This is a genomic window from Catellatospora sp. NPDC049133 (assembly GCF_040648455.1).
Classification (GTDB): Bacteria; Actinomycetota; Actinomycetes; order Mycobacteriales; family Micromonosporaceae; genus Catellatospora; species Catellatospora aurea.
Genome location: NZ_JBEZDT010000009.1, coordinates 16,900 through 33,114, shown reverse-complemented (window position 1 = coordinate 33,114; position 16,215 = coordinate 16,900). Strand labels below are relative to the sequence as shown.

The window sequence follows — 16,215 nt, the reverse complement described above, 5'->3', positions numbered from 1 at the left end:
GACGCCGTGCGCGTGACCCTTCACGACGGTGCCGGCGCTCGGCTAGCCGTTCCGTTGTGCGAGCAGGTGGTCGAGCCGGCCGGTCTCCAGGTGAGAGATGTCGCCGCCGGTTTCCAAGGCGGCTTCCAGCAGCATGGCCAGCGAGCTGCCGTACACGGGCACGTCCGAGGGATCGTCGAGCAGGGTGCGGGCCGGGACCGCCAGGCCGTCGGAGTCCGGCAGGGAGGTGGCCCGGCAGCATACCCAGGCCACCACTTTGTCCCCGGTCAGCTCCAGCATCGCTGCGATGCAACGGCCGTCGGCCAGGTCGAACACCTTTAGCAGGTACGCGTCGTGCTCCGCCATCAGAGCCATCTCGTTGAAATTCAGCATCGTCCAGGTCGGGACGGCCGGGAGCAGCCGCCAAGCGCCGCCGAACAGCGACGCCGAGCCGATGCGGCCGTACAGGGTGATGATCTCCCTGTCCGTGGCCTCCCGGTTGACCTCTGCCGGCGGCGTCGTTTCGTGGTCGCGGATGATGCGGTCGACCACGTGGTCGATCTCGATGGTCGCAGGGACGAGATGCCAGCCGGCGACCGGCGACAGCGCACCCTCGGCGTCCTGCGCGACGCCGACCAGCCCGGCGTGCAGGGCGACCGCTCGGTTGTCGCCCGTGACCCGGTCGTTGACCCGGATGGTCAGCCGCGACAGCGCGGCCGGCACGGTGCGGCTGGTGATGCCAGGCCCGTCGTAGTCCTCCCCGGGCCGGCCGCGCGGCTCGTCGATCGGCAGGTCGAGCATCGGGTTCGGCGCGTCGCCCGCGAGGTACGGGAAGAAGCGGGTGGCCCAGCCGGTGATGACGTTGCCGCCGTACGCGTACACCGGGTTGTAGACGGCCTGCCAGAACACGGTGTCGACATCGCCGGACGCGGCCCGGACGAACTGGTCGAGGATCGGGCGCAGCGAAAGGCACCACTTCTCCAGCCCGTACCCGGCGATCGCGTCGACCCGGGCCCGGATCCTCTGCCAGTCCTCGACGGTGCCGGTCAGCGTGATCGACGGGATGCCGCAGATGCACGTCAACCAGTAGACGAAGTACGGGGAGTACGCGTCGAGCAGCACGATCCGTCCGGCGGTGCGCTCGACGTCCGTGCTGGTGGAGAAGTCGCACGCGAACAGGGCCGCGTCGGCGATCTCACCGCCGAGCAGCTTGCTCCACTGCTCGACGAGATGCTGCCACGAGTCCGCGTCGGTGGGCATCGGCCCGCCGTGGTCGACTTTCATGATCTTGCGCCCGGCGTGGCGGACCAGCTGCGGGCGCAGCTCGTCGGCGTGCAACCGGATGTGCTGGGCGACACCTGCGGCGATCGTCAGCCAGACCGCGTCGGGCGACAGCGCCAGTGGGCGGTGGTCCATGAACGCGTGGGCTATCGCGCTGAGCAGTGGGTGCACCCCGTCTGGCGCCAGCAGCGGCCGGGCGGGGTCGCCGCCGAATGCCAGCGCGTCCGGGCACAGCCCGCACGCCGGCTCGGTGGGCAGCGGCTCGGCGGCGGGCGTGACGTCGTCGACAGCAAACGTGATCACGCGGGGACTGTAGCGCCACGCGACGGTGCGTGTGGGACGCCGCCGTTGCTACGGCCGCTCCCACTGCTCCTTGGTGATCTCGTACCGTACGCTGCCTTGCTCGGAGCCCTCGATCGCCGCCATGTCCGGGGGAGTGGGGACGGTGCCCACTAGCCTCATCGCGAGCTTCTCCATGATGTTGCGCGAACCGTTGTTCACCGACATCGTCCGAGCCCAGACCATGCGCACTCCGAGTTCCGTGAACGCCTTGCCGAGCAGGGCCCGTGCGCCCTCGGTGGCATAACCCCTGCCCCAGGCGGCCTGCCGCAGGCGGTAGCCGAGTTCGACTTCGTCCAGTGGGCCCTCCGCCAGAGGGCGCAGGATGAACCAGCCGATGAACGCGCCGCCGTCATTCTCGTGTGCGGCGAACAGCCCGAGATCGCCGCCCCACTTCTCGTAGCCGGCAAGGATGTTCGGGATGTGGCGCTCGCGGACGACCTCCGGCGCGGTCGGAATGCCGCCGGTCAGGTAGCGCATCACCGCCGGGTCGCTGTCCAGCTCGATCAGCAGGTCCGCGTCATCGGCGGTGAAATGGCGCAGGGTCAGGCGCTCGGTCTCCAGGTAGGTGTCCACGAGGTGATCATGCCTGAAACGGGTCGGCCAGCCCAACGGCTTTCCCCGGCAGCTCAGGGCACGGCCAAGACGTTGCGGGCATGGAGATCGGTCGTGGATCCCTAGCATTCACTCGTGTTGCTCAAATGGATCATGTGTCGTGTCGCCGACCGGGCAGCGTTCGATCGCGGCCAGCGAGCCTGGGCCGGGTTGCGCGGCGTGCCGGGATTCCTGGGTCAGGGCGGCGGCTGGGGCCGTCGCGAGCCCGGTCTGGCACATGTCTTCGGTTGCTGGGCCGACCGTCGCAGCTACGAAGAGTTCATGGCTGCGGAACACGATCGCATGGCGCCCGCACAAGCAGGCACGTATAACGAGATCACGGCGGATGTCTTCGAACGGCGGTGCGATGTCGGCGGACCGTTTCCCGCCGGCTTCGCCGACGCCTCTGTGGTGCGCCTCGCGCATTGCCGCGTTCACCCGGCTGAAGTCTGGAATCGCGCCATGATCGGCGCGCCCGGCATGCTCTGCGGAGTGTTGGCCAAGCGCGACGAGTCCGAGTTCCTGGTGCTGACACTGTGGCGGTCGGCGGCAGGTCACGAGCGATTGCTCGGCGAACGCTTCCTGGCACTACGACAGCGGTCCGGGGCCGCGCACGACCTCGACAGGTTCACCGCCGACGTGATAAAGCTGGAACCGGCCTGGACGGTTCTGTCCTGACACCAGCTGTAGCGGCGCGGCGGCATTGGCTGCACAGCGGCTTCACTCCTTGCTGGCGCCCTCGGCCGCCCCGCGGACGAAGTACCGCTGGAAGATCACGAAGATGATCGCGACGGGGATGGTGGCCAGCAGGGCCGCGCCGAGCTTCAGCGGATACTGGGTCCCCGCGCCCAGCGACCCGCTGACCAGGTTCGCGATGCCGCGCGGCAGGGTGAACAGCTGAGGGCTCTGCACCGCGACGACCGTGTGCGGGAATTCGTTCCAGGACGCCTGGAACGACAGGATGGTCAGCGTGATCAGCGCGGGCCGCGCCATCGGCAGGATGATCGACCAGTAGGTCCGGAACACGCCCGCGCCGTCCATCCGGGCGGCTTCCTCCAGGCTAGGCGGCACGGACAGGAAGAACTGCCGCATGATGAACACCCCGGCGGCGTCGACGAGCAGCGGCAGCACCAGCGCGGTGTACGTGTTGTAGACGCCGAGCTGGTTCAGGACGAGGAACTTCGGGATGAGCAGCACCACGCCCGGCACCGCCATCACCGCCACGATCATCGCGGTGATCGCCCCGCGGCCCCGGAAGCTGAGCCGGGCCAGGGCGTATCCGGCCAGCGAGTCCAGGAACACCCGCCCGACCGTGATCAGCAGGGTGACCAGGATCGAGTTGCCGATCCACAGCGGGAACGCGGTGCTGTCGAAGATCTTCGTGAACGCCGCGGTGGTGAACGGGTCGGGCACCGGCGACAGCGGGTGCGCGGCGGCGTCGGCCTCGGTCTTGAACGAGTTCGCGGTCTGGATGACGAACGGATACAGGAACACCAGCGCGAAGAACACGAGCACGGCGTACCCGAGGAAGGTCCCCAGCAGCGCCCGCAACCCCTGGGCCCGGCCCGGCGGGTTCACGACGTGCTCCCGCGGCGCGGCCACCACCGGCGGCGCGGCCGGGGCTCGTCGCGGTCGCGCATGATCCAGCGCTGGAGCAGCGTCATCACCACGATGATCAGGAACAGTACGAAGGAGATCGCCGCGCCGACGCCGTACTCGAAATCGCTGAACGCGGTGCGGTAGGACAGGTAGGCGGGGGTGAGCGTGGTGTTGGCGGGTTTGCCCTGGCTCATCACGTAGATCTGGTCGAAGACCTGCCAGGTGCCGATCAGCCCGAGGGTGACCACCAGGAACAGGGCCGGTTTGAGCATCGGCAGGGTGACGTGGCGCAGCCGCTGCCAGGCGTTCGCGCCGTCGATCAGGCTCGCCTCCTCGACCTGCACGGGCACGTCCTGCAGCGCGGCGAGGAAGATCAGCATGAAGGTGCCGCTGGTGGTCCAGACGACCAGCATGATGATCGTGGACATGGCGACGCTGGGCCCGGCCAGCCACTCCCACCAGGACAGCCCGAACGGTCCGCCGCCGGTGAGCGCGGCGGGCGGGTTGTCGATGTCGACCAGCCCGACCCCGCCGAGTAGCAGGTGCAGCAGGCCACGCGGGTCGGCGAACCAGGCCGGGCCGGTGATGCCGAACATGGCCAGCAACGCGTTGACCGCGCCGGAGTTGGCGAACAGGAACAGGAACACCACGCTGATCGCCACCGAGCTGGTGACCGACGGGAAGTAGAACGCGGTGCGGAAGAACGACGTGCCCTTGAGGAAGCGCTGGTTGACGACCAGGGCCAGGGCCAGGGCCAGCAGGGTCTGCGCGGGCACCGCGACGGCGACGTAGTACAGGTTGTTCCGGATACTGATCATGAAGTTCTCGCGGGTCAGCCCGTCTTCGGTGAACAGGCTGGCGTAGTTCTGCGCCCCGACGTAAGGCACCCCGGGCGCGAACGGGCTGCCCTGGCCGTTCCAGCCGCTGACGCTGACCCACAGCGCCATGCCGATCGGCAGCACCAGGAACAGGCCCAGGATCAGCACCGCAGGCGCGACGAACAGCCACCCGGCGGCCGCCTCGTTGCCCCGGATGCCGCTGCGGCGGCGGGTGAGCTCAGCCACGCAGCGCCGCCGTCATGTTGCGCTGCAACCGTCGCAGGATCGCCTGCGGGTCGGCCACGGCCAGGCGCTGCAGCTGGGTGTCGAAGTCGGACAGGACGTTGCCCATCTTCGGCGCGTTGACCGGGCCCTGGGCGTGGTCCGCGCCGTCGAGGAACGCCCGGTCGGCGGGAAAGGCCTGCAGGTAGCGGTCGCGGGCGGTGACGACCGAAGGCATGACGCCGTACGCGGAGGCGAAGGCGAGCTGCTGGTCCACGGCCGTCATCGCCTCGACGAACGCGACGGCCTGGCTGCGGTACGGCGTCCGCGCGGAGATGCCCCAGCACGTCGTGAACGACAGCGTCCCCTCACCGGCGGGCCCGGCCGGCAGCGCGTGCACCGTGTACCGCACGTCCGGGTAGTCCCCGGCCAGCGCGCCCTTGATCCAGTTGCCCTCGATCGCCATCGCGGCCAGGCCCCGGCCGAACGCCTCCCCGGCCCAGCCGGTGTCCAGCGCGCTCGGATAGCGGGCGAGCCCGGCCCGCAGCAGCTGCTGCACGTACGTCAGCGCGGCGGCGTTCTGCGGGCTGTCGGCGGTGGCCTTGGTCCCGTCGGGGCTGATCAGCCAGCCGCCGGCCTGGACCAGGAACGCCCCGATGCGCTCCACGGTGTCGCCGAGCGCCAGCGGGGTGATGCCCCGGGCCGCGATGCGCTCGGCGACCGCGGTCAGCTGCGCCCAGTCGCGGGGCACGTCGGCGGCCGTCAGCCCGGCCCGCGCCCACAGCTCCTCGTTGACCTGCAGAGCGAGGGTCGCGAAGTCCTTCGGCGCGCAGTAGAAGCGCCCCTGGTAGGTGAACGCCTGCCGCAGCGTCGGATAGAAGTCGCGCGCCGCCGCCAGCCCGTCGGCGTACGGTTCGAGCGCGCCGACGCTGGCGAAGTCGGCGAAGCGGGCCGCGTCGACGTAGAACACGTCCGGCGGCGACGAGCCCGCGAACGCCTGGCCGAGCTGCTGGTCGAGGTCCTGGGCGGGGATCACGGTCACCGTGTTGCCGCTGGCCGCCGCCCACGCCGCGGCGGCGTCGGTGACGGCCTTCGTCTCCGCGGTCCCGGAGGAGCCGATGAGGATCTGCAGGTCGGCGGGCCCGGTTCGCTGGGGGACCGGGCCGGGCGCGGCCCCGCACGCGGCCAGCGCGAGCAGGCACGCCGCGGCGAAGGCGCGCAGCCCTGCTCGTACCATCGACCGCCCCGCCCTTTTGCCCGCTATGCCGGAGTTAAGGGTAGTGTGTGATCATGGCTGCCGGGCTTTACCAGCCACCGGCGTGTGCGCAATCGCCCGACCGGCACCCGTGGCGCGGCCGTGACCTGAGGATATGGCCGTTACGCGGCTGGCCCGGGTCAGGCCCGCGCACCCACCAGGTCCGGAACCGGTTCCGGGCGCGGCACGGTCGCGAACACATTCGTCCGGAACCACGACGGCAGCGCCCGCCGCAACGCCTGCGGACCCTCGATCGCCAGATCGCCCCGGCGCAGCCCGTCAGCCCACGACTGCTCGCCCAGCCATACCCGGATCATCCCGCGCAAACTCGCGGTCACCGTCACCGCGACCTCGTGCCCCGGGTCGTCGTCGCAGACATCGACGTCCTCCGGCGTGATCACCAGCCACCAGTCCCGCAGCGGCCGCGCCACGTCGTGGAACGCGAACCGCAGCACCGTGCGCCCGCCCGGCGTGGCCGCCCGGTCGACGTGGCGGCGCATGTCCCACAGCAGCAGCTTCGGATCGAGATCCTGGTCGCCCAGCTCGCCGATCCAGCGCACCCCCCACGCGCCCAGCGCCACCACGATCGGCTCCAGCTCCCGCCCGGCCGGGGTCAGCAGATACTGCACCTCGGTGTCGCTCGGCCGCCGCTCCACGACCCCGGCCGCGACCAGCTGCTGCAGCCGCTTGGACAGCAGCGTCGGCGACATGCGCGGCAGGCCCCGGCGCAGCTCGTTGAAGTGTCGGCTACCCGCCACCAGCTCCCGGACGACCAGCAGCGTCCAGCGCTCGTCGAGCAGCTCCATGGCCTTGGCCACCGGACAGAACTGGCGATACGACGCTCCCATGACCGCCACCGTAGGGCGTGGACGGAGCCCGGTACAGATCCTGTACTGGTCGGACATCGGTCACCCTTCCTAGCGTGAAGTCACCAACACACGAACAGGAGCACCACCATGACCGCACCGAGCGACGCCGATCGCGCGCTCAAGTCCAAGCACCGAGCGATGTGGGCGCTGGGTGACTACCCGGCGGTCGCCAGCGAGGTCATCCCCGAACTCGGCACCGTGCTCGCGAAGGCGAGCGGCGCCGGACCCGGCGTACGGGTGCTCGACGTCGGCGCCGGATCCGGCAACGCGGCGATCCCCGCCGCGCTGGCCGGGGCCGACGTCGTCGCCAGCGACCTGACCCCGGAGCTGTTCGACGCCGGCCGCCAGGTCGCCGAGCAGCGCGGCGCGAAACTGAGCTGGGAGCAGGGCGACGCCGAGGCGCTGCCGTACGGCGACGGCGAGTTCGACGTCGTCATGTCCAGCGTCGGCGTCATGTTCGCCCCGCACCACCAGGAGGCCGCCGACGAGCTGGTCCGGGTGTGCCGTCCGGGCGGGACGATCGCCCTGGCCAACTGGACTCCGCAGGGTTTCATCGGGCAGATGTTCGCCGTGATGAAGCCGTACGCCGCACCGCCGCCGCCCGGGGCGCAGCCGCCGCCGCTGTGGGGGAGTGAGGAGCACGTCGCCGCGCTGTTCGGCGACCGGGTCACCGACGTCGTCGCCGAGCGCCGCACGGTCCGGGTGGACCGGTTCGCCGACGCGGAGGAGTTCCGCGACTTCTTCAAGGCCTGCTACGGCCCGACCATCGCGGTGTACCGCAACATCGCCGACCAGCCGGACAAGGTCGCCGCCCTGGACGAGGAGCTGGCCGAGCTGGGTCGGCGCAACGACCTCGGCTGGGGCGCGATGGACTGGGAGTACCTGCTCTACACCGCTCACCGGGCGGCCTGACCCGGACCGGGAGGTGGTCTTCGAGCGGACGGTCGGTCAGGCGGTGATCCCGGCCTTGACCGCAGCGCCCTCGATGACCACCTCCAGGCAGTCGCGGAACAGGTCGTCCACGGTGCGGCCGGGTTCGAAGTACTCGGTGACCGCGGCGACCACGGTCGGGTACCGCTCGGCGAAGGCGGCCATGTCGAAATCCTTCAGCGCGTCCGCGTCCGGGCGGGGGGCCTGCTCTTCGAGGACGTGGCCGACCGTGAAGCGCTCGACGGTCAGGACGATCACGCGCGCCTGCCGCAACGGGATGCCGCGCGCGACCAGGGTGCTCATCGCCAGCTCGGAGATCGCCGACATGGTGCGAGAGAGCTGGGAGGCCGAGACGACCCGGGCGCCGTCCTTGTGGGCGAGCAAGGCCGTGCGCAGCCGCTCGGCCAGCCGGCTCAGCCAGTCCTGCCAGGGTTGATCCGGTTCGGGCGGGGACATGCCGCCGAACTCCTGGTCGAGGATCGCGTCGGCGATCGCCGTGAGCAGGGCGGCTTTATTGGGCACGTGCCAATAGAGGGTCGGCGACTGCACACCCAGCCGCGCGGCGAGTTTGCGAGTCGTCACGCCGTCGAGACCGTCGGCGTCGAGCAGGGCGACGGCCTCGGTGACGATCCGCTGTCGGTCCAGCGCCAATTCGGTACCTCCCAGCGGCACTCTATCAGTGCTAGAGTCTCCCTATCACTGATAGAGAGAGCGGGATGAAGATGGCAAACGAGCACTCGTCGCGCGGCCTGCTGCACCGGGCGACACACCGCATTCCTGGAGTGCCGGCGCACTCCGAGCGGGCGGGCGGGCACCAGGGCGAGGCGGTCCACAGCCACACTCGTCGCCCCAGTGCCGGGGTGGCCCATGCCTCGCTGAACCGCAGGTGGAACCACTCGCCTGCCCGCCCTCCCCGAGTCATGCAGGCCTGGCAGCGCCGGATCGCGGCGTTCTTCGGCCAGAGGCAGGCCTGACCTGCGCCAGTGTTCGGCAGGGATGAGTGCTGGCCAGCCGAGAAAGCGCTGGTGCAGCCTGCCTGCGGCAGCCAGGTGCAGGTCCTGGCAGGCTTCCAGGAAGAAGCCCGATAGGTAGACCATCAGCGAGACCGGAGCGTTGTGGTACTGCGCGATCAGTTGCCGCTTGCGGGTCACACATGGCCAGGCGGTTCCACAGCCGGTGCAGGTCCAGTCGGGCCGGATCGGTTGGTGCATCGACATCGGGTGTGTCCGTTCATCTGTCGCGGTGAAATTTCGCGGCCTGCTGCTTGTGCTCGTGGCACAAGGCCGAGGTCGGCTGGCCGCAGTTGCCGCACCAGGTGATAGGCACGCCGGAGTGGTGTTCGGCTCGCCGGGGTCGTGCGAGTAGCCCGGTGAGGAAGCCGACGATCAGCCCGGCGATGGCGTCCAGAGCGTGCATGCGCTGTCTGCTCCAAGGGGTGTGAGGTGCCGGGACGGGTGGGATGCGAGCCACGGGCCGTCCCGGCACCGGCTCCTATAGCGGGCCGCCGTCCCTGCTGACGCAGGGGTGCTCCAGCGCTGAGGGTGTCTGTGCACCGAGTTGAGCGATGACGCGGGCGGCGGCATGTTCGGCGTGCTCGAGCAGGGTTCGTAGCGGCGAGTAGGCGACTTGGCCGACGAGTTTGCGGGCGGCGTCAGCCTGGTCCAGCCCGGCGACTAGCACGCGGGCGTTTTCGAGGGCGCGTAACACCGTCTGCATCTCGTGAGCCATGTCGGCGGGGCTGCTCATGACGACTCCTCGTCGACTGGTGATCAACACACTGTGACATCAGAATGGTTAGTACCTTTTCATCGTCCTGTTTGGTCCGTCAACCCTTGGGGCTAGATTGGTTAGGACGTTTCCGTGGGAGAGTGAGCCGACGTGCCGGGACAACCGAAGTACCAGCGCATCGCCGAGCAACTGCGCCGCCAGATCGACGACGGCGCGCTGCCGCCCGGCGCGAAACTGCCCACCGAGGAAGAACTCCAGTCCGCGTACGGCGTGTCCCGCCCGACCGTGCGTGACGCCACCGACGTGCTCCAGGCCGCCGGTCTCGTCGAACGCCGTCCAGGCCGTGGCGGCGGAGTCTTCGTGCGCGAGCGCGTGATGATCGAGGCCTACGCCTGGCGGGACGACCAGCCCATGAGCACCACGTCCGAGGCCGACCTGTTCTTCCGTACCGTCCGCGAGCAGGGCCACGAACCCAGCCAGGAGTTCTCCACCCGCGTCGAACCGATGCCCGCCGACTACGCGACCTTGCTGCACGTCGCCACCGGCAGCTCCGCAGCCGTGCGCCGGTGCCTGCGGTCAGTCGACGGCGTGCCGCACTCGATCCAGGACTCCTGGTACCCGCAGTGGTTGTGCGAGAAGGTCCCGGAACTGTTCAGCCCGCACAACATCGCCCAGGGGACGACGCGGTTGCTGGCCGAACGCGGTTACCACCAGGTCGCCGCGCTGACCACCACGAGCGCCCGCATGCCAACCCCGATCGAAGCCGCACTACTGCAGATTCCCGTCGCGGCCGGCACGCCCGTCCTGCACAACGTTCTCACTGGCTACACCGCCGACGGGCCATTGCGCATATCCACCGCGACCTTCGCCGCAGACAAGGTCCGACTCGTCTCCGCACACGGCGACATCGACACCATCACCAGGCACCGTCGATGATCATCCGGCGGGCACGGACGTCCGACATCGACACCATCCTCGACTGGCGCACCCAACGCGCCGCCTGGCTGGCCACACGCGGCCACGCACAGTGGCAGACCCCGTGGCCGCGGTGGGCTGTGGCCGCTGCGGTGCAGGCCGGGCAGACCTGGCTGGCCTACGACCGCGACGTGCCGGCAGCATCGATAACCCTGACCGCCTACACCGACCTGGACGGGCTGTGGAAGTCAGACCGCGCTCCCGACGCCGACACCCTCTGGCACCCGGCCGACGACCCCACGAATGCTCTGTACGCGTCGAAGATCATGGTGCCCCTAGAGCGCTCAGGCACCGGCCTTGGCTCTGAACTGCTCGACTGGGCGTCGGGACGAGCCTTCGACGCCGGTGTCCTCTGGCTACGCCTTGACGCCTGGACCACCAACACGCAACTGCACGCCTACTATGACGCCCTCGGATTCGACCACGTCCGCACCGTCCATACCCGTGCCTCTGGTGCATGCTTCCAGCGCCCCGCGCAGCCATACCACGGCACCCGATTCGAAGAAGACCAACAAGAACTGGGTACGCTACTCGACCGCTTCCGGTAGCCGATCACCTGGGCACGTCACATGCGATGGCTCTACCAGGGCTGGATGGCCCACGGCCCAATCATGGACGTTCACACTGACAGACCCTTGGTCGCGGCCGGAGACAAGAACTCGACCCGGTGCGACACCAGCAACGGGTTCTTCGCAGCGTGGAATGCGGTCACGTGTTCGGCTGTCTCGTGTGCCTGAAACGCCGCGTCGTCGGCGTAAACCTCGTAGAACACTCGGGCCAGCGGCTCACCGACCACCTTGTGCGTCGCGTACAGCAGCGTGCCCGGCTCCTTCGCCTGGATTTGCTCCACCGCCCGCTCTGTCAGCTCATCGAACCGTACCGCCGACTCCTCGTCACGGATGTCGAACCGCACTACCAATGCGAGCAATGCGACCTCCAAAGTCCATCATCTGAACGTGCCGCACTGATTGTGCGGGCAGCCACGGTGGGAATTCCCGACGCTCGGCACCGATCTCCACGGCAAGCATCTGCCGTCCGCGCAGTGACATGATCGCCGAGACCTCCGGGGTTTCCGGTAGGGCCAAGAGCATGGGAGATTCTTGCTCATGGGAGCCTGGAGCGCCGCACCGTTCGGGAACGATCGGGCCCTGGACCTGTTGGAGGAGCTCGCCGAACTCGACGACCTCGGGAAGTCCGACCTGCTCGGAGACGTGTTCAGAGAAGGGCTGGCTTCGGTTGCCGACAATCCGCCCTTGGCCCACGAAGTTGTCGCTGCCGCGGCGCTCATAGCCTTGGCGCTACCCGGCGGACTCGTATCGATCAGCCGACACCCGGCGGGTGACGACGACGGTTTCGGAGATTTCGACCCCGCCGACGAGGGCAACGCCGAGGAGGAATGGACCCCGGCGCTGCTGCGGTCGCCTGAAGCCGGGTTGATCGGGCAAGCGATCGCCGCGGTCCTCCATGTGACCGGGGCGGACAGCGAGTGGCGCAGCGTCTGGATGCTGGAAGCCGACCGAGACGAGGCAATCGAGAGGGTGGCGCTCGTCGTCGCCGTGCTCGAACGTGCGGCGGGTGGGCAACCCTGACGTCAGGTGCAGATCTTGGAGAGCAACGGGATCGGCGGCTGGCGCGTCGCTCCCGGCAGCCGTCGACCCGTCGGTTAACCTGACGGTCCGGCCCGACCCGAGTGCGGCGCCGCCGGAACGGAGGCGGCATGGGAGCACGGCTGGAGGAACTCGGCTGGCGGCAGACGCCGATGGGCGTGATCAGCCTGCGCCGCCGCTGGGACCCGATGTTCAAGACCGACGTCTACGAGGTCAAACTCGACGACGACTTCCTCATGTCCAGCCTGTTCACCGTCGCCGAGGAGGCCGTCGCCGAACTGGCGCTCGCCGAACTCGACGGCACCGGCTTCGACGTGGCCGTCGGCGGCCTCGGCCTCGGCTACACCGCCCTGACCGTGCTCGCCGACGACCGGGTGAACTCGCTGCTGGTCATCGACGCGCTGTCCGACGTCATCGCCTGGCACGAGCAGGGCCTCATCCCCGCCGGCACGACCCTTTCCAGCGACCCGCGCTGCCGCCTGTCCGAAGGCGACTTCTTCGCCCGCTGCGCGTCCCCGGACGGCCTCGACCCGCACCGCCCCGGCCGCCGCTTCCACGCGATCGTCGTCGACATCGACCACTCGCCCAGTCACCTGCTCCACCCGAGCCACGCGAGCTTCTACGAGCCCGCAGGCCTGCGCCGGCTGGCCGAGCACCTGCACCCTGGCGGCGTGTTCACGCTCTGGTCCAACGACCCGCCCGACGACCAGTTCACCGCCCGCCTCGCCGGGGTGTTCCAAGACGTACGCGCCGACGTCGTCAGCTTCCCCAACCCGCTGCAAGACCGCGAGTCGACCAACACCGTCTACGTCGCCAAGCGCCGCTGACCCGCCCCGGCCGCGGTTGACGGCGTTCCAGAGCGGCGTCTACGGTACGGCGGACAACTGAATACCTCGCCGACTGAACCACGGCGGGAGAGGCCCGGCGCGACCGGGCCGCCGAAGGAGCAACTTCTCCCCGGAATCTCTCAGGCCCACGTACCGCCGTGGCGAGGCGAACTCTGGAAAGTCAGGATGAAACAGTCCTGCGCCCACGGTGCAAGCCGCGATTCGCGGTGAAGCTCTCAGGCAGTGATGACAGAGGGGGAGGCCATCCACCACCGGTGCCGCCTGTGCGGCACCCGGACCAGGGAGCCTCCCGTGAGCGCCGTCGCGTCGCCGACCGCTGCCCACCCCAGTCCCGAACGGGACCAGGCTGGGCATGATCAACCTTCCCCCAGGCAGACCGCCCTGCACGACGTGCACCGCGGGCTCGGTGCCGTGCTGACCGAGTTCGCCGGCTGGACCATGCCGCTGCGTTACGGCAGCGAGACCGCCGAGCACCACGCCGTCCGCCAGGCCGCCGCCCTGTTCGACCTGAGCCACATGGGCGAGATCGAGGTCACCGGCCCCGGCGCGGCAGCCATGCTCGACCACGCCATGGTCGGCCGCCTGTCCGCCGTCGGCGTCGGCCGCGCCCGCTACACCATGCTCTGCGCCCCCGACGGCGGCGTGCTCGACGACCTCATCGTGTACCGCCTGGAGGAGCAGCGCTACCTGGTCGTCGCCAACGCCGCCAACACCTCCGTCGTATCGGCCGCGCTGGGCGAACGCGCCACCGGGTTCCAGGCGCTGGTCCGCGATGTGTCCGCCGACTGGGCGCTGCTCGCCGTGCAGGGACCGCGCTCGGCCGACATCCTTCGCGCCGTGACCACCACCGCCGACGTGGACGCGCTGCGCTACTACGCCATCGACCCGGCGGTGCTCGCCGGAACGCCGGTGCTGCTGGCCCGAACCGGCTACACCGGCGAGGACGGCTTCGAGGTCTACTGCGCGCCCGGCGACGCGGCCGCCGTCTGGGCCGCGCTCACCGCGGCCGGAGCCGGGCACGGCCTGGTCCCGGCGGGGCTGGCCTGCCGGGACACGCTGCGGCTGGAGGCGGGCATGCCGCTGTACGGCCACGAACTGACCGCCGGGCGCACCCCGTTCGAAGCGGGGCTGGGCCGTGTCGTCGTGCTCGACAAGCCGTTCGTCGGCCGCGACGCGCTGGTCGCCCGTGCCGAGGCCGGCCCGGCCGAGCTGCTGGTGGGCCTGCTGCCCGCCGGGCGCCGCGCACCCCGGGCCGGCTATGACGTGCTCGACCCGGACACCGGCGTCCGGATCGGCACCGTGACCAGCGGCGCGCCGTCGCCGACGCTGGGCCGCCCGATCGGCATGGCGTACGTGCCTGCCGACCGGGCCGCCGTCGGCACGGTGCTCGCCGTCGACATCCGCGGCAGCCGCGACACCGTCACCGTCGTCGACCTGCCCTTCTACCGCCGCCCCGCTGGAGGCCACGCGTGAACACCGTCCCCGAGAACCTGCGCTACACCCGCGACCACGAGTGGCTGTCCGAGGAGGATGTGCCCGCGGTCGGTATCACCGCGTTCGCCGGTGAGGCCCTGGGCGACATCGTCTACCTGGAGCTGCCCGCCGTCGGCACGTCCGTGACGGCGGGCGAGCCGTGCGGGGAGGTCGAGTCCACGAAGTCGGTCAGCGAGCTGTACGCCCCCGCCGACGGCGAGATCGTCGAGGTGAACCCAGCGGTCGCCGACGACCCGTCGCTGGTCAACTCCGATCCGTACGGGCAGGGCTGGCTGTTCCGGCTGCGCCTGACCGGGGAGCCTGAGCTGCTCGACGCGGCCGGGTACGCCGCGCTGATCGGGGCGGAGGCCAGCCGGTGACCACCCTGGACGCCCCGCTGGCGGAGTTCGACCCCGAGGTGCACGCGGCGCTGCGCGCCGAGCTGGGCCGCCAGCGCGACACCCTGGAGATGATCGCGAGCGAGAACTTCGCGCCGCTGGCCGTGCTGCAGGCGCAGGGTTCGGTGCTGACCAACAAGTACGCCGAGGGTTATCCGGGGCGGCGCTACTACGGCGGCTGCGAGCACGTCGACGTGGTGGAGCAGCTGGCGATCGACCGCGTTAAGGCGCTGTTCGGGGCGGGCTACGCCAACGTGCAGCCGCACTCGGGCGCGCAGGCCAACGCGGCGGCGATGATGGCGCTGATCCAGCCCGGCGACACGATCCTCGGCCTGGACCTGGCGCACGGCGGGCACCTCACCCACGGCATGCGGATCAACTTCTCGGGCCGGCTGTACCACGCGGTGGCTTATCACGTGTCCGCCGAGGACGGCCTGGTCGACCTCGCCGAGGTGGAACGGCTGGCGCTCGAACACCGGCCCGCGCTGATCATCGCGGGCTGGTCGGCGTACCCCCGGCAGCTGGACTTCGCCGCCTTCCGCAAGATCGCCGACCTGGTGGGCGCGCGGCTGATGGTGGACATGGCGCACTTCGCCGGGCTGGTCGCGGCGGGCCTGCACCCGAACCCGGTGCCCTTTGCCGACGTCGTCACCACCACGACCCACAAGACGCTGGGCGGGCCGCGAGGGGGAGTGGTGCTCACCGACCAGGAGGACGTCGCCAAGAAGGTGAACAGCGCGGTGTTCCCGGGCCAGCAGGGTGGCCCGCTGGAGCACGTCATCGCGGCTAAGGCGGTCGGTTTCAAGATGGCGGCGAGCGCGGAGTTCGCGCAGCGGCAGCGACGGACCCTCGACGGCGCGCGCGTGCTGGCCCAGCGGCTGTCCGCGCCGGACGTGGCGGCGGCCGGGGTGTCAGTGCTGACCGGTGGCACGGACGTGCACCTGGTGCTGGTGGACCTGCGGGCGTCGGAGCTGGACGGGCGGCAGGCCGAGGACCGGCTGCACGGGATCGGCATCACGGTCAACCGCAACGCGGTGCCCGGCGACCCCCGCCCGCCGATGGTCACCTCCGGGCTGCGCATCGGCACGGCCGCGCTGGCCGCCCGCGGGTTCGCCGAGGAGGACTTCGCCGAGGTCGCTGACATCGTCGCGCAGGCGCTGCTGCCGTCCTTCGACGAGGCCGTCGCGATGGCGCTACGCGTCAGGGTGGCCGCGCTGACCGCCACGTATCCGCTGTATCCGGCGCTCTGACCGCGGGCCGGGTGCCATGACGGCGTGGTGCGGCCGAGTCCTGCTCGCCG

The 16,215-nt window shown here is 70.2% G+C and carries 19 protein-coding genes, 1 pseudogene and 1 riboswitch; of the genes and pseudogenes, 9 read left to right on the top strand and 11 right to left on the bottom strand.

Annotation, left to right across the window (positions count from 1 at the left end; genetic code table 11):
* Positions 1 to 42: 42 nt before the first annotated feature.
* Positions 43 to 1,563, bottom strand: a complete 1,521-nt coding sequence (locus AB0B35_RS12180) for a DUF4419 domain-containing protein (RefSeq protein WP_361044016.1) — start codon at positions 1,561 to 1,563, stop codon at positions 43 to 45.
* A 48-nt stretch (positions 1,564 to 1,611) separates the two neighbouring features.
* The gene (locus tag AB0B35_RS12175; RefSeq protein WP_361044014.1) at positions 1,612 to 2,175 is read right to left on the bottom strand and encodes a GNAT family N-acetyltransferase; all 564 of its coding nucleotides are present in this window, start codon (positions 2,173 to 2,175) and stop codon (positions 1,612 to 1,614) included.
* Positions 2,176 to 2,289: 114 nt separating this feature from the next.
* Here AB0B35_RS12175 and AB0B35_RS12170 point away from each other — a divergent pair, with 114 nt between their 5' ends.
* On the top strand, positions 2,290 to 2,871 hold the full coding sequence (locus AB0B35_RS12170) for a DUF4937 domain-containing protein (RefSeq protein ID WP_361044011.1): 582 nt from the start codon (positions 2,290 to 2,292) through the stop codon (positions 2,869 to 2,871).
* 42 nt (positions 2,872 to 2,913) lie between these two features.
* On the opposite strand, the gene AB0B35_RS12165 is transcribed toward AB0B35_RS12170, so the two are convergent.
* From AB0B35_RS12165 to AB0B35_RS12150, 4 genes are all read right to left on the bottom strand, one after another.
* Positions 2,914 to 3,771, bottom strand: coding sequence for a carbohydrate ABC transporter permease (locus tag AB0B35_RS12165; protein ID WP_361044009.1), 858 nt, complete (start codon positions 3,769 to 3,771; stop codon positions 2,914 to 2,916).
* Positions 3,768 to 4,856, bottom strand: coding sequence for a sugar ABC transporter permease (locus AB0B35_RS12160; protein WP_361044006.1), 1,089 nt, complete (start codon positions 4,854 to 4,856; stop codon positions 3,768 to 3,770). The genes AB0B35_RS12165 and AB0B35_RS12160 overlap by 4 nt, the downstream gene beginning before the upstream one ends.
* Entirely contained in the window at positions 4,849 to 6,069 is a 1,221-nt protein-coding gene (locus AB0B35_RS12155) for an extracellular solute-binding protein (RefSeq protein WP_361044003.1), read from the bottom strand. Before AB0B35_RS12155 ends, AB0B35_RS12160 begins: the two co-directional genes overlap by 8 nt.
* A gap of 158 nt (positions 6,070 to 6,227) precedes the next feature.
* Positions 6,228 to 6,935: a helix-turn-helix domain-containing protein gene (locus tag AB0B35_RS12150; protein WP_361044001.1), complete on the bottom strand. Its 708-nt coding sequence runs from the start codon at positions 6,933 to 6,935 to the stop codon at positions 6,228 to 6,230.
* Positions 6,936 to 7,043: 108 nt separating this feature from the next.
* On the opposite strand from AB0B35_RS12150, the gene AB0B35_RS12145 reads away from it, so the two are divergent.
* The gene (locus AB0B35_RS12145; protein ID WP_361043998.1) at positions 7,044 to 7,868 is read left to right on the top strand and encodes a class I SAM-dependent methyltransferase; all 825 of its coding nucleotides are present in this window, start codon (positions 7,044 to 7,046) and stop codon (positions 7,866 to 7,868) included.
* Between the two features lie 36 nt (positions 7,869 to 7,904).
* Here AB0B35_RS12145 and AB0B35_RS12140 read toward each other — a convergent pair whose 3' ends face one another.
* The 4 genes and pseudogenes from AB0B35_RS12140 to AB0B35_RS12125 form a co-directional block, all read right to left on the bottom strand.
* The gene (locus tag AB0B35_RS12140; RefSeq protein WP_361044460.1) at positions 7,905 to 8,537 is read right to left on the bottom strand and encodes a TetR/AcrR family transcriptional regulator C-terminal domain-containing protein; all 633 of its coding nucleotides are present in this window, start codon (positions 8,535 to 8,537) and stop codon (positions 7,905 to 7,907) included.
* Positions 8,538 to 8,893: 356 nt separating this feature from the next.
* Positions 8,894 to 9,103: pseudogene (locus AB0B35_RS12135) on the bottom strand (flavin reductase); the annotation flags it as partial.
* Between the two features lie 13 nt (positions 9,104 to 9,116).
* Positions 9,117 to 9,302, bottom strand: a complete 186-nt coding sequence (locus AB0B35_RS12130) for a hypothetical protein (RefSeq protein ID WP_361043996.1) — start codon at positions 9,300 to 9,302, stop codon at positions 9,117 to 9,119.
* Between the two features lie 75 nt (positions 9,303 to 9,377).
* The gene (locus AB0B35_RS12125; RefSeq protein WP_361043993.1) at positions 9,378 to 9,632 is read right to left on the bottom strand and encodes a hypothetical protein; all 255 of its coding nucleotides are present in this window, start codon (positions 9,630 to 9,632) and stop codon (positions 9,378 to 9,380) included.
* Positions 9,633 to 9,764: 132 nt separating this feature from the next.
* Here AB0B35_RS12125 and AB0B35_RS12120 point away from each other — a divergent pair, with 132 nt between their 5' ends.
* Both AB0B35_RS12120 and AB0B35_RS12115 read left to right on the top strand, forming a co-directional pair.
* Entirely contained in the window at positions 9,765 to 10,550 is a 786-nt protein-coding gene (locus tag AB0B35_RS12120) for a GntR family transcriptional regulator (protein WP_361043990.1), read from the top strand.
* The gene (locus AB0B35_RS12115) at positions 10,547 to 11,137 is read left to right on the top strand and encodes a GNAT family N-acetyltransferase (RefSeq protein WP_361043987.1); all 591 of its coding nucleotides are present in this window, start codon (positions 10,547 to 10,549) and stop codon (positions 11,135 to 11,137) included. The genes AB0B35_RS12120 and AB0B35_RS12115 overlap by 4 nt, the downstream gene beginning before the upstream one ends.
* 71 nt (positions 11,138 to 11,208) lie before the next feature.
* Here AB0B35_RS12115 and AB0B35_RS12110 read toward each other — a convergent pair whose 3' ends face one another.
* Complete coding sequence (locus AB0B35_RS12110) at positions 11,209 to 11,529, bottom strand: antibiotic biosynthesis monooxygenase (protein WP_361043984.1); 321 nt, start codon at positions 11,527 to 11,529, stop codon at positions 11,209 to 11,211.
* 166 nt (positions 11,530 to 11,695) lie between these two features.
* On the opposite strand from AB0B35_RS12110, the gene AB0B35_RS12105 reads away from it, so the two are divergent.
* The 5 genes from AB0B35_RS12105 (at position 11,696) to glyA (ending at position 16,165) form a co-directional block, all read left to right on the top strand.
* Complete coding sequence (locus tag AB0B35_RS12105) at positions 11,696 to 12,178, top strand: DUF4259 domain-containing protein (protein ID WP_361043981.1); 483 nt, start codon at positions 11,696 to 11,698, stop codon at positions 12,176 to 12,178.
* Positions 12,179 to 12,306: 128 nt separating this feature from the next.
* A complete protein-coding gene (locus AB0B35_RS12100) occupies positions 12,307 to 13,023 on the top strand; it encodes a spermidine synthase (protein ID WP_361043979.1) in 717 nt (238 codons plus the stop codon).
* 74 nt (positions 13,024 to 13,097) lie between these two features.
* Positions 13,098 to 13,189, top strand: a riboswitch (glycine riboswitch).
* Positions 13,190 to 13,335: 146 nt separating this feature from the next.
* The gene (gene gcvT / locus AB0B35_RS12095) at positions 13,336 to 14,517 is read left to right on the top strand and encodes a glycine cleavage system aminomethyltransferase GcvT (RefSeq protein WP_361043977.1); all 1,182 of its coding nucleotides are present in this window, start codon (positions 13,336 to 13,338) and stop codon (positions 14,515 to 14,517) included.
* Positions 14,514 to 14,897, top strand: coding sequence for a glycine cleavage system protein GcvH (gene gcvH, locus AB0B35_RS12090; protein WP_360540274.1), 384 nt, complete (start codon positions 14,514 to 14,516; stop codon positions 14,895 to 14,897). The genes gcvT and gcvH overlap by 4 nt, the downstream gene beginning before the upstream one ends.
* Positions 14,894 to 16,165: a serine hydroxymethyltransferase gene (gene glyA, locus AB0B35_RS12085; RefSeq protein WP_361043975.1), complete on the top strand. Its 1,272-nt coding sequence runs from the start codon at positions 14,894 to 14,896 to the stop codon at positions 16,163 to 16,165. The genes gcvH and glyA overlap by 4 nt, the downstream gene beginning before the upstream one ends.
* Positions 16,166 to 16,215 lie beyond the last annotated feature (50 nt).

Coding starts and splice junctions, on each gene's coding strand:
- AB0B35_RS12115 (WP_361043987.1), top strand. CDS start 10,547: ATGATCATCCGGCGGGCACGGACGTCCGACATCGACACCATCCTCGAC.
- AB0B35_RS12100 (WP_361043979.1), top strand. CDS start 12,307: ATGGGAGCACGGCTGGAGGAACTCGGCTGGCGGCAGACGCCGATGGGC.
- AB0B35_RS12155 (WP_361044003.1), bottom strand. CDS start 6,069: ATGGTACGAGCAGGGCTGCGCGCCTTCGCCGCGGCGTGCCTGCTCGCG.
- AB0B35_RS12150 (WP_361044001.1), bottom strand. CDS start 6,935: ATGGGAGCGTCGTATCGCCAGTTCTGTCCGGTGGCCAAGGCCATGGAG.
- AB0B35_RS12105 (WP_361043981.1), top strand. CDS start 11,696: ATGGGAGCCTGGAGCGCCGCACCGTTCGGGAACGATCGGGCCCTGGAC.
- AB0B35_RS12130 (WP_361043996.1), bottom strand. CDS start 9,302: ATGCACGCTCTGGACGCCATCGCCGGGCTGATCGTCGGCTTCCTCACC.
- AB0B35_RS12145 (WP_361043998.1), top strand. CDS start 7,044: ATGACCGCACCGAGCGACGCCGATCGCGCGCTCAAGTCCAAGCACCGA.
- AB0B35_RS12125 (WP_361043993.1), bottom strand. CDS start 9,632: ATGAGCAGCCCCGCCGACATGGCTCACGAGATGCAGACGGTGTTACGC.